Here is a 13,202-nt window from a genome sequence, read left to right on the forward strand (position 1 = left end):
AGACCGATTCACTACATTATCTACAGACTAATTCCTTGGATAAAAAAAGGTAGTCCTCCGGATAATGAACCATATTTAGATAACTGACAATGAAAAAGATACTGTTAAAATGAAAGCCAACGACAAAGGGAGTTGTAAAAAATGCGTGGAGAGTTTGTGTATTTAAGGCCTGTTGAGAAAGAGGATATGAGAAGTTTTTACCAGGCAGTCCATGAACAGGAAATAAGGGATATGACCGGTACCAGAAATACCTTCACTATGGAACAGTTGTATGCACATTATGAAGAAATCACCAATGATTCTACACGTTATGACTTTGCCATTTGTTTACTAGAAAGTCATGAAATTCTTGGTGACTTATCCATTTTAGAAATAGACAAAATAAATCAAAAAGCAGGATTTAGAATATCCTTACATAATACAAACTATTTAAATAAGGGATATGGCACAGAGGCTGTTCAATTAGCCCTGCAATTTACCTTTGAGAAGCTTAAGTTAAATCGGTTACAATTAGAAGTTTTTTCACATAATATCCGCGGCATTAAATCCTATGAAAAAGCAGGATTTAAACAAGAAGGGATTATTAGACAGTCAATTTATTTAAATAATCACTTTTCAGATGAGATTATAATGGGGATGCTACAAAAAGAATATTTTGACCTACATCAAAAGTAGACTAGGCTTTTTGTCACTTTAACTGTTGACAAAAATGGGCAAGGAGTTAAACCCCTTGCCTTTTTTGCTTTTTCTTACTTCTCCTGTACATTAACCACTAATGTTGGACCTTATCATTCTCTTAAGATCCATTGCCTTCTCGTATTATTTTCAATGCTGCACAGCTGATTTACGCGTGAAACATTAGGGCTGTTTCAACTTAAAAACGCCCAATCGCAACAAATAATGCTAACGCCAAGAAAACGATATTTACACCAATATCTCGATATTCTTTACGTCTAATATGGAATATGGCACCGAAAAATACGATTGCGGCAAGACCTACTGCTGCAATCGGTGTTAATACAGGTGCGATTTTCGTAGCTTGAGGTAAAATCAACTCAATAGCTCCAATTAATTCTGCTAACCCAATAAAGAAAACTAACCCTTTTGGAACGTCCTTCACCCATGTCCAGGATGTTTTTGCTTTTTCATACTCAAATGCCTTCAGCCAACCGGAATATATAAATCCAACCACTAAAATTCCTTGTACGATCCATAAGACGACATTCATTTTATCCCACCTCCCACTCAATGTTTCAACAGTCTACTCTTAGTTCTTGAAACGCCTCTTCTTAGGCCCTTTGGTATAGGAAATGGGTACTTTATTAAACATATTGTACAAAAAGTAACCTTAGACCAATTACTATATTTTTGATAATTGCCAGCCTTTTACATTAAAATGGCCACCAATTGGCTGCGTAATATAAACTCTAACTATTTAGAGGTCACATCACTTTCTCGGTGCTTGTAAACTTGTAATATACTTAAATTTGATTTGCCATTTACCGAATATTGAATATATTTATATTAAAATATTGATTTCCTATCCAGATTTAACCGTATATCTTCAAAAATAGCGAATCAACTTTCCATTCCTTTTGCCATTGAACTAGATAGTAAGTCAGGAAAGAACTTTCCGGCCAAGCACAGGAATTTTGAAACACCGGGAACGACACGCTTTTTGTTTTTTTCCATTCCTTTAATACCATGCTTAACGAGCGTAGCTAAACTCATATTCGGAATGCCGTCTACAGATTTTACACTTGATTCAAGATTTGTTTCTGCACCAAGATGTAGTACAAGATTTGTTTCTGTAACAAGCGGTGGTACAAGCTCCATGACGTGAACGTTTTTCCCCGACTTATTTAACTGGATACGAAGCGCATCAGTAAACATATGAATACCAGCTTTCGTCGCAGAATAGACAGGATGCATAGGTGAAGTTATATAAGAAAGACCAGAACTGACTGTTACAATCATTGATTCATTTTGCTCAGTAAGCTGTGGCAGCAAAGCTTTTGTCATCCACATTGTACCATTTAGGTTGGTTTCAACTTCAGTCGTTAAGTGTTCAATCTCCAACATTTCATCAAGCAGCTTAAACGGACGCATAATACCAGCTGAATGGAATAGTACATTTGCTTCAGGATAGTTTTCCTTTATGAATGCTGCCATTTTACGAACTGAGTCAGCATTTGACACATCCCCCTGCAGTCCAATGAGTCCTTTATGTTCCTTCATTACTTGATCTATTGTTTGCTGATTGCGACCAATGACAATTACTTTATTCCCCCGTTTTAAAAATTCTTTAGCAAAAGCAAGACCTATTCCTGAAGTACCGCCCGTAATAATAATCGTATTATTTGAAAGCTTCATTATAAATTCCTCCTCAACTGGTTACATTTTTTTAAATTTGTAACTAACAATTTATAATTTACCCTATGTTGCTACAAAAGTCAATTTTTGTAACCAGTTAAGTTATGTCGTATAATGAATATATGAAAAAGTTAAGTAAAGAACTCATTTTAGAAACTGCACACAATATGGTAGTTAAGCAAGGTATGGAAAAAGTTACTCTTTCACAAATTGGCAAAGAACTAGGCACGAGCCACGCAGCAATTTACAAGTATTTCACAGGAAAGGAGGAATTATGGACATCCCTTTCGCTTTCATGGCTGGATAATGAACTAACAAAGCTTTTTCCTTTTGACACTGAAAATTATTCATCTACAAAGGAAATCGTACATGATTGGCTTTGGTCTTTAAGTGAATCAAAATATAAAGCGTATCAACGCGAACCAGAAATGTTTAAGTTATATACGACATATATAGAGGGGAATCCATCCGTCTTAGCCCGTCACATTACTGATTTATTGGGTAGCTTGAAAGAGGCAAGTAAAATTGAGGACAAACATAAATTAAAGGCCATATTAACAGCATTTTCCTATTTCTCAGCCCCTTCCTTTGCAGAAATTTGGCCTCATATTGACTTCAAAACAGAATTCGAAGCTGTATGGAGACTGGTCGAGAAAGGAATATAAGGAATCTTGTTAATAATAAAAATCAAAGAACCCAGCTAATCTTCTTTATATGAAGGTAGCTGGGTTTTAACGTTGCATGTGCAAAATATCTCGTTGTCGGGGATCTTCTTTGTTTCTCGGTGCAACTGCTTAGATAAAAAAAGGAATTAAAAAAAATCACCGTTGAATTGGTGATTTTTTAGTTTGTTTTAATGAAATTTGGGAGGGGGTCGGACACAACATGAAATCTTAAACGGTAATCAAACTTTCATCCTTAATCCTCTATCCTACTTCCTATAATTTCAATTTTCGATAAAAGTGAACTAACTCAATCTTTTTCCCTTACTCTTTGTGTATCTCTTATATTCTTTTGAACCGTTATAGCTGCAAATAAACTTAGGACGAATGCCATACCATAAAATCCTTTTTCGCTTAAAATAATACTTCCTGCATTGTATAAACCGATGGCCATTAATGCAATCGATACAATAAGTGCGAACCAACTAATACCATAATAAATATTAGTAACTGGTAGTCCTTCATCTTTATCCCTAACTGCTTTTTGTAAAGATATTGCGGCATAGAGTCCGAATACTAACACTGCAAAGTAATAGCCTTTTTCGTTCAATTGCATATTTGCGTTAAATAAACCGATAAGATAAGATGCCACACCTACTAATAGTGCTGCCCAAGAAGCACCTTTGAACGCTGCAGTCGGTTCCCCCTCTCTCCTCTCTTCTTTTACTATTAAATCATTTCTTTTTTCTTTTTCTAATGAAACTTCGTTATCAATGGACATTCAATGTTTCGCCCTCTTTCCTAACATTTAATAAAAATGGAGCACTAGAGGCAGTGTGGTACCCCTTCTTTTATACTATTATATAGAAATTAATGACAAATAATATATTATTAATTAATAATTTCCATTTTATTTTTTCTAAACTGGCAACTTGCTTACCTGTTCGTAGTTGATTAGATTAATTCATAAAGAATTAAGGTAGGTCTTCTAACCAGCGAATACAGCATGCAGCTGCTGCATGGGCAGTCTTTTTTTGTTGGCTCGCCATGATGAACAGAGGTCGAATCAACCTGAGAAAGGGCCGAATGTTTACAATTTTGGGCCGAATGAATGACAGAATGGGCCGAATAAACAGTAAAAAGGGCCGAATCAGCTGCTGAATAGTTGTTTCACAGCCCCAACATGATGGATCAAACGACCTTTTCAGGTAAAAAGATTAGATGATACACTATTTTAAGTACTTTTTGACAGCAAAATAGCATTCTGGCATTCTTGCTGCTCATATCCCAATATATATTGATTAATTTCATGATGATCACTTCACTATCAAGTAGAACAGCACTTGTCCTTCCTCCTCCCTGTTCAAGCTGCGCTTTCAGCTATTTCCACCCTACTTATATCTGGATCATAAAATTTACCGCGATATCTTTACTAGAACATTCAATGGTTTTTATTTTATTTTATTCAGTACCTTGCAATAAACAGTAGCATATGGTAAATTAATGAAGAAGGTGTACTACTTGATATTAGGTACTGTTTAATAAATAGTACCTATTCATACAGAAAGGAATGATAGGGCATTGAATGTACAATTTAAAAAAGGCGTCTTGGAGCTATGCGTGCTAGTGTTGCTTGATAAGCAAGACCGATATGGCTATGAGCTCGTTCAGAAGATTTCAGATCAGATTGAAATATCGGAAGGCTCGGTTTATCCACTATTACGAAGATTGACGAAGGAAGAGTACTTTACGACATATTTACAAGAGTCATCTGAAGGTCCACCGCGTAAGTATTACAAGTTGACTGATAAAGGTCGGGAATACCTTCACGAATTGCTGACAGAGTGGAATGAGTTTTCTAATGGAGTCAATCAATTAATCGAGGAAGGTGTATGCAAATGAATAAAGAACAATTTTTAAAACAGTTGGAAGCTTTTCTGAAAAGGCTTTCTTTAGAAGAAAGACAAGATATCCTCCAAGATTACAAAGAGTACTATGCAATGGGAATCGAAAAGGGAAAGTCGGAGCAAGAAATTTCAGCATCCCTTGGACATCCTAAACAAATTGCCAAGGAGCTGCTGGCCTCCTACCATCTTGATATGGTTGAACAAACGACTTCTTCCGGAAACATTTTACGCGCAGTTTGGGCTGTGATCGGGTTGGGATTCTTCAATATCCTCATTGTCCTCGGACCTTTTTGTGCACTAGCGGGTGTTGTGATTTCCGGATGGCTAGCGTCTGTTGCGTTCATTCTTTCACCACTTGGTGTCCTTATTAATCTATTTTTAGGTCAATTTAGAATGTCTGATATGTTCTTCTCGCTAGGTCTTTGTGGGATTGGAATATTCATAGCGATGGGAATGCTCGTCGCGACAAAATCTCTAACTAAAGGATTTATTCGCTACTTGAAATTTAACATTACTTTTGTGAAGGGCGGGGTGAAGCATGAGTAAAAAATTATCAATCCTTGCGTTGCTTCTATTATTAATTGGCGGTATAGGCAGTTTCTTTACGTTTTCTCAAACCAATCAGGATGAAATTACGACAGAAAAAACGGTAAATTCTGATATGGTGAAGGAGGTCCAGATCCTCACAAACAATGCAACTGTAGAAATTGTTCCTACTTCGGATACAGAGACTAACGTAGAGCTTGTAACTAAAGGGGTAGATGTATCTAAAATGGATTTTTCTACCAAAGTAATAGGAAAGAAACTTACCATCAGATTAAAAGAACCCAGTACCTTTAGCATTGGATTTAACATTCGATCATCTCATTTATACGTATATGTCCCGCAAAAGTTGTATAATTCCTTTGTCATCGAAAATGATAATGGAAATATGAAAATGTCAGAGTTGAAAATAAAGAATTTGAAAGCTCAAACGAATAATGGTCGTATTGAATTAAATAAGATTGTCGCAGAAAATGTTGATGTAAAAAGTGCAAATGGCAGGCTGGATCTTCATGATGTAGAAGGAAATCTCAAGGGGTCCTCAAATAATGGTCAAATATCGCTCGCTACAAAGGATTTAAACCGGAACATACAATTAGAGAGCGACAATGGCAAAATTACGATTGAAACGGATAAGGAACCGACTAATACCACCTTTAAAGTATCTGCAGACAATGGGAAAATCAATATCCTCGATAAATATGAGGGAAATACAGTCATTGGAAAGGGAGACAATCTAGTTGATCTAGAATCGAATAATGGCAAAATTGAAGTGATAAAATCAAAGTGAATGGTGGAAAAAGTATGGTCTAACAAACGTCTTACATCATTGGTAAATCTTTTTTAGACTCACGCGTCGAAGGATAATCAAATTCATGGCTAATTAAGAAATTTGCTAAAATATATGTGTTACTGGTAAACTTCTGTTCTTAAAACTCTAGTATGGCATCAAAAAAGGGATTCATTTTCCGTTACACTTCTTAAAGTCGGTTCCTACGCTCAATGGGATTCGACTTTTTTCTGTTATTGGTGGAGCCATCCCCCCTTTCACATTCAGCTAATCGCCGAAAGACCCTGGAACGGAAATCACCAGCCCCATTTCAGTAACTAAAAAAAGACTGTAGACAAACTCCATTATCATCGAGTTTGTCTACAGTCTCAAAGCTTTATCTGATAGATTTCAAGTAGTCTTGTGCATGCTGCTGGAACTCAGCATATTTAGTGATTTCATTTGTGTAGGGTTGTTTCTCGATTACATGATAACTACTGTCTTTATTGATGTCGACAGATGCCTGATAAATATAGCTGCCATTTCCAATGAGGTCGATCCACGTTTTTGATAGATTATTATGGACGACACATTGTACTTTTCCACCATTATTGTAAACGGAGATCGGTGTTTCTAATTGATTTAAACCGAGCTCACAGGTTACAAGACTTGAGGCGGACATAGCGGTGCCGCAGGCATTGGTAAAGCCGACACCTCGTTCGTAGGTCCTTACAAATATTTCGCCATCTTTCAGCTGTTTGACAAAACTCATGTTGACACCATCAGGGAATAAATCATTTGGGCCGTTTACCTGTGAGGCCAGTTCCTCCTGCAGGTTAGAATCTATTTCACTCCAGTCAACAAGTGCAATCGCATGTGGATTTGGCACTGCTAACGCGGTGAACGCTATCGTCTCTGACAAGGACGGAAGTATTTCATTACGTAATGTATCTTTATCAATAGAAAGCGGGAGATCTGACGCCTTAAAGCTAATTGGTGAAATTTCCACACTGAACGTCGGTATTCCTTCGTAGATATCGGCTGTCTTTGCTGCCGCTAGGTTCGCTTTCATTGTTTCAATAACCATTTGCTCTAGGTTTAATTTCTCATAAACAAATCTAGCCACACAGCGAAGTCCGTTACCGCACATGGAGGCTTCTGTGCCGTCTGAATTAAAAACTCTCATTCTGGCATCAGCTGCATGACTTTTCATAACAAACAGGATTCCATCTGCTCCAAGTTCTCCATCACGTTTGCATAGTGATAGGGCAAGCTCACTTCTTTCTGTTTCTGAGAAAGAAAGATCAGTCGTTAATTCATCAATTAATAGAAAATCATTGCTCGAACCATGGCATTTGAGAATGTCGAGTAACATCGCTGCACTTCCTTTACGAATAATATAAACAATTGTGATAATATATTGGTATCATAGCATTTCAGAAAAGGAAGTGCCACCAATTGAAAGTGAAATCCGTCTTCAAAAAGTATACTTGCTGGTTTGAGTTTTTTATTAATCCTGATGAACTTTTTCCTGAAATAACCCCTGGGACTAAAAGTGTGGACGTTCATGCAGCTATTTTTTCCGAGCAGCAAGTTGTTTTATGGTCAGGTATCGTTTCTGTCAAAATTAATGAATTTGGTATCTTCCCAGATCCAAAACAAGCACGTAAGCTCCCTGTACCAGATACGATCAAGAAAATGTTTCTACTCGAACTCAGACGCTATATTAAACCACAAAAGGCATTTTTATAAAGAAAGAGCATTCAACAGTTTCTTGCTGAATGCCCCTTTTTCTATTTACGAGATAAAACTAAAAGAAAGATAGGCCAAGAAGAGTAGTCCAATTACATACATCGGGACACTGACCTGTTTTCCTTTACCGAGTACTATTTGTATAAATGGATAGAGAATAAACCCAAAAGCCATTCCGTCTGCAATACTGTATGTCAACGGAATCATCGCGATTGTCATCAAAGCTGGAATGCTCTCTGAAAGATCAGTAAGATTCAAGTTTCGGAGATTACCGAGCATTAAAAGACCGATCATAATAAGAATGGGTGCAATGGCACTGTCAGGAATAATCTGAATGATTGGAAGCAAGAAAATGGAGAGTCCGAATAACAAACCAGTTACTACAGCCGTTAAGCCTGTTCTTCCACCTGAAGCAATGCCGGCAGCGGTCTCAACAGTAGCAACCGTAGGACTTGAGCCAAACAGGCCTGAAATCATCGTTGAAATACTGGTAGCCTGTAAGGATTTCCGGTATTTGTCTGGACGATTAATGCTTGAAACATGACCGTGTACTAGTCCGATGTTTTCAAAAACCAGTACCATGGTCATCGCAAAAACAGCCATCCAAAAATTCAACTGATTGATATCTGCAAATGAGAAGGCAGCGAAAACGCCGGCATACGATCCCATATCGACCCCGCTAAAGGTGATTCCAGATACATCCAGAGTACCGAAGCAAAATGCAAGTAACGTTCCTCCAACAATCGTCAGTAAGAAGTTCCCTGGGACATTTTTCAGAAATAAGCCGATGGCCAATAGAAGAGTCAGGACCATCACCAGCACCTCAGGATCATTTAAATGACCCATCGCTAAAATCGAGCTGGAACCACTGACGACTAGACCGCCTTTTTCAAGACCTAATAGAAGTAAAAATAGTCCAAGACCAATCGATATCGCTTCTTTTAGTGAATCCGGAATGGCCTCATTAATAATTCGGGCAAATGGAGTAAAAGCAATAACCACAAAGATAGCTCCTGAAAGGAACACAGCTCCTAAAGCTGATTGCCAAGTAAGCCCCATCGTTTGTACCATCGTATAAGCAAAGAGAGCATTAACGCCCATTCCTGGTACAAGAATAATCGGCATATTCGCCCAAAATCCCATTAAAAGACAACTTGCTGCTGATAACAAAACTGTCGCTGTGACCGCTGCCTCGAGCGGAATCCCCGCTTCTGCAAGAATCATTGCATTCACAATCATGATGTAGACAATCGTGAAATAACTAACTGTACCGGCGAGAACTTCACGTTTCGTTTTCGTCTGGTTTTCAGTCAGCTTAAAGGTCTTCTCTAATAATCTGTTCGGTTTCATAGTAGTTCCTTTTTACTAGTATCCCTCGCCCGCCCGTTTGTATATGTGACAAACTACACTCTGTGATTTTACCAGAAAATCTGAACTAATCAACTATCTTTCTTAGATTTATACAATTTAGACAGATACAGGCTGCCAAATACTTTTGGCAGCCTGTATCGTTCTATATACATAATTTATTTTTGTGCCAGCTCATATCCATCAATGATGACATCTAATTTTCCTGTATCAGGTGCAACTACCAGCCCATGAATCGGAATTTCCTTAGGAACTAGTGGATGGTTTCTAATCACACTCACACTATTTTTAATACTCTCTGAAACATCATCGAACCCTCTTAAGAAGTTACGTAAATGAATACCAGAATTCTCAATGGTTTCAATCGTTTGTTCCGGAATTCCCCGCTCCGTCATCTTACTGATGATCGAATCAACATTTACGGAAGACATACCGCAATCGTGATGACCAATAACAAAAATCTCATCTGCATGCAGCTCATAGATAGCCACAAGAATACTACGCATCGCACTGCCAAATGGATGGGACACAATAGCACCAGCTGTTTTAAGGAATTTCACATCGCCATTTCTAATGTTCATGGATTTTGGGAGCAGTTCAACCAGACGTGTATCCATACAGCTTAGCACCAGCATCCGTTTATCTGGAAACTTATCTGTTTCATACTTAACGTATTCTTCGTCATTGACAAACTTTTTATTAAAGTCAACAATTTCATGTAACAATGTCATCTTACTCACCAGTCTTCCTATGTATTTTTTATTTATTTAGTAAACATTATACTAATATTTAATTTATATTGTTCACATTTTGCTCAAAAATAAGCCTTTAGTTGGACCGGTGATTATAAACAGAGGCTACATACCCAAGTACCACGATTTTGTCATCGATCTTCGCCGAAGAATGAAAGGTAAGGATAGGTGTGTTCAATTCCTTAAAAATTGTGCTCCATTCTCTTGGCATCCAGCCTTTTTGAAAAGTAACAAGGTTAGCTCCTGCTTGATTTTTTATTTCGAAATTTGTAAAGAAATTATTAGGATTGACAGTCATCCACTCACTTCCATTCTGCCCCCTTATCTCTCCTTTAAATGAAAACAAAGATTCTTTGTATGTTTGTCGAAAGCAGCCGATCACTTCACCATTTACAATCATCGTTACACCCTGTTTAATTCCCCCTCTTAGGTTATATTCAGCCACCAATTCCCCATCCGTTCCATAAAGCCCATACTTTTTCGGTAAAATAATGGAAAGGACACTAGGAATCAGCCATAAATACCACTTCATGTTCTGATCGCGAACTTCTCCTACCAGCTTGCCATTCGGCGCGAAAAGCAGCATTCGTAATGTTGGAGCTGGGAGAAAGGTTACAAGCAGGTTTTCTTCTTTAAATAAATTACTATTTTTTTGAACAACCATTTCTGGAAAATTAATCAGCCGGTTTTCATAAATACGATAGCCAATGAAGTGAAAGATGGAAAGCAGAATAAAAGGTCCAGTAATGAAAAATACATTTGTATCGAGTACTTTCATGACCTTCAAAATAAAAAAAGAAAAGGCTAAGCCCGTACAAGTCCAAGCAGCATAGAAACACATTTTAGCGATTTGATTATAGTAGGTTCGAATATCCATAGCAAACTCCCTTTGGACGTGTTTTTTCCTTAATGGATTACTCTATTAAAACTACTATATTCCTATAAACGCAAAGATAGAAGTAGTTACGGTTTTATTCGGACATTTGACATAAGGTAAACTATCCTGGAGCTTTCAATCTGGTTGCTTAATTTCTTTAATTTCAATATTGTTTTCCTTTGCCTGGGTAAGGATGGCACGTCGAACACTCTTGATGTAACCGTTTTCTTTAACATGTATTTGGTTTTTGTCATCAAAGGTAATCACGTATTCTCCAATCTTTTTTTCTGATTCTAGTGAATACGTTAATTCTTGTATATCGCTCCACTCATAACGATGCGTATCATTTGAGAAAACCGTTTTATAGACAATCCCTGTTGTAGAAAATGACTGAAAGCTTTGTGAAGCACTGTAGAACAGCCATAGACCAACACAGACACATATAAAACTAGCAGTTTTAGACCAATTGCTACGGTCAAACCAAAATAGGAGAAACAAAGATAAAACCAGCAGAAAAAAACCTACTCCACACACAAAGTAGTTAACACGAGTTGCGACTGTCACCCAGGTATCTGTTGATTCTTGGAAGAGGTTGATTAAGGTCTGAGGAAGAATAAAAAGCAAAATAGGAGAAATAAACAGCAGGCCGACCGATAGAGCTAAGTATATATGTCTCGGTTCTTCATTATACATCCTTACCCCTCTTTTCTCTATTATTGGAGAGAAAAAAATGTCCGCAAATAGCCGGACATTTTACTTTTATAGAATTCTTAAAATAAATGGGATTCGATACTCAGTTCCCTCGTATGCTTTAACTGCGGCAATAATCGTGAAAACGATTTGAGCTATACATACGATAGGCAACAAGATGAAACCAACTAAGAGAAATATGGACACCCCTGCCACCACACCATAAATCACATAGGAAATTAAGAAATTAAAATACTCTCTCCCATAATAATCTACATACTTTGAAGAATCCTTTTTTAACAGCCAGATAATTAACGGCCCTATAAAAGCAGTAAAAAAACTGGATACATAAATCAACATAGACATAACCCGTTCGTCGTTACTAGGCATAAACTCCGCCTCCTTTTTAGCTAGTATAGCTATTATACGATACATAGTCCTTAAGGTTTCAAAAAACATAAAAATAATGTATGTTCCTATTTCACCAGCATACATTTGAAAACATGGTCAAGCTATTTAGAACGGAGATGAATTCTCATGTTAACTGGATTACAGGCATTTATACTCGGAGTGATTCAAGGATTAACAGAATTTTTGCCTATATCAAGCACAGGTCATCTATATCTAGGCAGGCATTTATTCCACCTCGATGAAGCGGGAATATTTCTTGATACCATGCTGCATATAGGAACACTAATAGCTCTGGTTGTCGTTTATAAAGCTGAACTTGTTAAGATCTTGAAAAATCCTTTTTCAAAGTTAACACTTCTGCTCATTGCCGGTACGATTCCTGCAGTCATCGCTGGCCTATTATTGAGTGATTGGTTTGACGATCTTTCAAAAAGCGGAGTAACAATCGGCTGGGAATTTCTAGCTACAGGATTCATACTATGGTTCGCTGATCAAGCTGGTTCTGGAAAAAAGTCACTTGATGACATCTCTGTCAAAGATGCATTAATCATTGGGAGTTTCCAAGCAGCAGCGATAATGCCTGCATTATCCCGATCGGGGCTGACCATTGCTGCTGGTTTGTTTTGCAAACTTGATCGTGCCACAGCAGCTTATTTTTCTTTTCTATTATCAATTCCAGCTATTTCAGGTGGAATCGTTTTTCAACTTAAACCGGTTCTAACCGGCGGTGCTGAAACCCTTCCCTTTTCATCGATGCTGATCGCTACTCTTGCATCTGCCATCTTTGGCTATATTGCAGTAGTGTGGATGATTAACTATTTAAAAAGCCGCTCCCTGAAAGTTTTTTCAATTTATGTTTGGGGACTTGGCAGCTTAGTTCTGATTCTTCAATTTACAGGTGTATTTTAACGAGTACACTCTTGTCTCTTTTCACTTTTTTTCGACTATTTTCGAGATAGGACAAGACGTTGTTTACGACTGGTATGCCTGACTTTCCCGTCCCTTTTACCCATTTATTTTTTCGTAGAAAGAAATAAGAAAATAAAAAAAAGTAGAAAAATGACGAAAAAATAATTAAAAAAACTATTTCCATTTTGG

The 13,202-nt window shown here is 37.4% G+C and carries 16 protein-coding genes; 7 read left to right on the forward strand and 9 right to left on the reverse strand.

Annotated elements, in window-relative coordinates; translation table 11 throughout:
- Window positions 1-141 precede the first annotated feature (141 nt).
- Complete coding sequence (locus WYK_RS08265) at window positions 142-675, forward strand: GNAT family N-acetyltransferase (protein ID WP_040374053.1); 534 nt, start codon at window positions 142-144, stop codon at window positions 673-675.
- Between the two features lie 199 nt (window positions 676-874).
- Here the strand turns inward: WYK_RS08265 and WYK_RS08270 are convergent, their stop codons facing one another.
- On the reverse strand, window positions 875-1,228 hold the full coding sequence (locus tag WYK_RS08270) for a DoxX family protein (RefSeq protein WP_040374054.1): 354 nt from the start codon (window positions 1,226-1,228) through the stop codon (window positions 875-877).
- A 350-nt stretch (window positions 1,229-1,578) separates the two neighbouring features.
- Window positions 1,579-2,373, reverse strand: a complete 795-nt coding sequence (locus tag WYK_RS08275) for an SDR family oxidoreductase (protein WP_040374055.1) — start codon at window positions 2,371-2,373, stop codon at window positions 1,579-1,581.
- A 104-nt stretch (window positions 2,374-2,477) separates the two neighbouring features.
- Here WYK_RS08275 and WYK_RS08280 point away from each other — a divergent pair, with 104 nt between their 5' ends.
- Window positions 2,478-3,038 carry a TetR/AcrR family transcriptional regulator gene (locus WYK_RS08280; protein ID WP_235782470.1) on the forward strand — a complete coding sequence of 187 codons (561 nt, stop codon included), beginning with the start codon at window positions 2,478-2,480 and terminating at the stop codon, window positions 3,036-3,038.
- 307 nt (window positions 3,039-3,345) lie between these two features.
- Here WYK_RS08280 and yiaA read toward each other — a convergent pair whose 3' ends face one another.
- Window positions 3,346-3,816 (reverse strand): inner membrane protein YiaA, encoded by a 471-nt coding sequence (gene yiaA / locus WYK_RS08285; protein WP_040374057.1) that lies wholly within the window; start codon window positions 3,814-3,816, stop codon window positions 3,346-3,348.
- Window positions 3,817-4,616: 800 nt separating this feature from the next.
- On the opposite strand from yiaA, the gene WYK_RS08290 reads away from it, so the two are divergent.
- The 3 genes from WYK_RS08290 to WYK_RS08300 are packed head-to-tail and all read left to right on the forward strand — an operon-like array spanning window position 4,617 to window position 6,275.
- Window positions 4,617-4,937: a PadR family transcriptional regulator gene (locus WYK_RS08290; protein ID WP_040374058.1), complete on the forward strand. Its 321-nt coding sequence runs from the start codon at window positions 4,617-4,619 to the stop codon at window positions 4,935-4,937.
- A complete protein-coding gene (locus tag WYK_RS08295) occupies window positions 4,934-5,488 on the forward strand; it encodes a DUF1700 domain-containing protein (protein WP_040374059.1) in 555 nt (184 codons plus the stop codon). Before WYK_RS08290 ends, WYK_RS08295 begins: the two co-directional genes overlap by 4 nt.
- Window positions 5,481-6,275 (forward strand): DUF4097 family beta strand repeat-containing protein, encoded by a 795-nt coding sequence (locus tag WYK_RS08300; protein WP_040374060.1) that lies wholly within the window; start codon window positions 5,481-5,483, stop codon window positions 6,273-6,275. The genes WYK_RS08295 and WYK_RS08300 overlap by 8 nt, the downstream gene beginning before the upstream one ends.
- A gap of 376 nt (window positions 6,276-6,651) precedes the next feature.
- Here WYK_RS08300 and dapF read toward each other — a convergent pair whose 3' ends face one another.
- On the reverse strand, window positions 6,652-7,629 hold the full coding sequence (gene dapF / locus WYK_RS08305) for a diaminopimelate epimerase (protein ID WP_040374061.1): 978 nt from the start codon (window positions 7,627-7,629) through the stop codon (window positions 6,652-6,654).
- An 83-nt stretch (window positions 7,630-7,712) separates the two neighbouring features.
- On the opposite strand from dapF, the gene WYK_RS08310 reads away from it, so the two are divergent.
- Entirely contained in the window at window positions 7,713-8,006 is a 294-nt protein-coding gene (locus WYK_RS08310; RefSeq protein ID WP_040374062.1) for a hypothetical protein, read from the forward strand.
- A gap of 45 nt (window positions 8,007-8,051) precedes the next feature.
- Here the strand turns inward: WYK_RS08310 and WYK_RS08315 are convergent, their stop codons facing one another.
- From WYK_RS08315 to WYK_RS08335, 5 genes are all read right to left on the reverse strand, one after another.
- Window positions 8,052-9,356, reverse strand: a complete 1,305-nt coding sequence (locus WYK_RS08315; RefSeq protein WP_040374063.1) for an NCS2 family permease — start codon at window positions 9,354-9,356, stop codon at window positions 8,052-8,054.
- Window positions 9,357-9,532: 176 nt separating this feature from the next.
- Window positions 9,533-10,105: a beta-class carbonic anhydrase gene (locus WYK_RS08320; RefSeq protein ID WP_040374064.1), complete on the reverse strand. Its 573-nt coding sequence runs from the start codon at window positions 10,103-10,105 to the stop codon at window positions 9,533-9,535.
- 97 nt (window positions 10,106-10,202) lie between these two features.
- Window positions 10,203-11,003: a hypothetical protein gene (locus WYK_RS08325; protein WP_040374065.1), complete on the reverse strand. Its 801-nt coding sequence runs from the start codon at window positions 11,001-11,003 to the stop codon at window positions 10,203-10,205.
- Window positions 11,004-11,138: 135 nt separating this feature from the next.
- Window positions 11,139-11,696 (reverse strand): hypothetical protein, encoded by a 558-nt coding sequence (locus tag WYK_RS08330; RefSeq protein WP_040374066.1) that lies wholly within the window; start codon window positions 11,694-11,696, stop codon window positions 11,139-11,141.
- 66 nt (window positions 11,697-11,762) lie between these two features.
- The gene (locus WYK_RS08335) at window positions 11,763-12,083 is read right to left on the reverse strand and encodes a DUF4870 domain-containing protein (RefSeq protein ID WP_040374067.1); all 321 of its coding nucleotides are present in this window, start codon (window positions 12,081-12,083) and stop codon (window positions 11,763-11,765) included.
- A gap of 147 nt (window positions 12,084-12,230) precedes the next feature.
- On the opposite strand from WYK_RS08335, the gene WYK_RS08340 reads away from it, so the two are divergent.
- Window positions 12,231-13,013, forward strand: a complete 783-nt coding sequence (locus tag WYK_RS08340) for an undecaprenyl-diphosphate phosphatase (protein WP_040374068.1) — start codon at window positions 12,231-12,233, stop codon at window positions 13,011-13,013.
- Window positions 13,014-13,202 lie beyond the last annotated feature (189 nt).

Origin of the sequence: Peribacillus psychrosaccharolyticus ATCC 23296, assembly GCF_000305495.1 — a bacterium.
GTDB lineage: Bacteria > Bacillota > Bacilli > Bacillales > DSM-1321 > Peribacillus > Peribacillus psychrosaccharolyticus.

What these genes read in the sequence shown, in the direction of transcription:
- WYK_RS08325 (WP_040374065.1), bottom strand. Translation starts at nt 11,003, where the DNA reads ATGGATATTCGAACCTACTATAATCAAATCGCTAAAATGTGTTTCTAT.
- WYK_RS08315 (WP_040374063.1), bottom strand. Translation starts at nt 9,356, where the DNA reads ATGAAACCGAACAGATTATTAGAGAAGACCTTTAAGCTGACTGAAAAC.
- WYK_RS08270 (WP_040374054.1), bottom strand. Translation starts at nt 1,228, where the DNA reads ATGAATGTCGTCTTATGGATCGTACAAGGAATTTTAGTGGTTGGATTT.
- WYK_RS08295 (WP_040374059.1), top strand. Translation starts at nt 4,934, where the DNA reads ATGAATAAAGAACAATTTTTAAAACAGTTGGAAGCTTTTCTGAAAAGG.
- WYK_RS08330 (WP_040374066.1), bottom strand. Translation starts at nt 11,696, where the DNA reads ATGTATAATGAAGAACCGAGACATATATACTTAGCTCTATCGGTCGGC.
- WYK_RS08280 (WP_235782470.1), top strand. Translation starts at nt 2,478, where the DNA reads ATGTCGTATAATGAATATATGAAAAAGTTAAGTAAAGAACTCATTTTA.
- WYK_RS08265 (WP_040374053.1), top strand. Translation starts at nt 142, where the DNA reads ATGCGTGGAGAGTTTGTGTATTTAAGGCCTGTTGAGAAAGAGGATATG.
- WYK_RS08320 (WP_040374064.1), bottom strand. Translation starts at nt 10,105, where the DNA reads ATGACATTGTTACATGAAATTGTTGACTTTAATAAAAAGTTTGTCAAT.
- WYK_RS08300 (WP_040374060.1), top strand. Translation starts at nt 5,481, where the DNA reads ATGAGTAAAAAATTATCAATCCTTGCGTTGCTTCTATTATTAATTGGC.
- dapF (WP_040374061.1), bottom strand. Translation starts at nt 7,629, where the DNA reads ATGTTACTCGACATTCTCAAATGCCATGGTTCGAGCAATGATTTTCTA.
- WYK_RS08340 (WP_040374068.1), top strand. Translation starts at nt 12,231, where the DNA reads ATGTTAACTGGATTACAGGCATTTATACTCGGAGTGATTCAAGGATTA.
- yiaA (WP_040374057.1), bottom strand. Translation starts at nt 3,816, where the DNA reads ATGTCCATTGATAACGAAGTTTCATTAGAAAAAGAAAAAAGAAATGAT.
- WYK_RS08275 (WP_040374055.1), bottom strand. Translation starts at nt 2,373, where the DNA reads ATGAAGCTTTCAAATAATACGATTATTATTACGGGCGGTACTTCAGGA.
- WYK_RS08335 (WP_040374067.1), bottom strand. Translation starts at nt 12,083, where the DNA reads ATGCCTAGTAACGACGAACGGGTTATGTCTATGTTGATTTATGTATCC.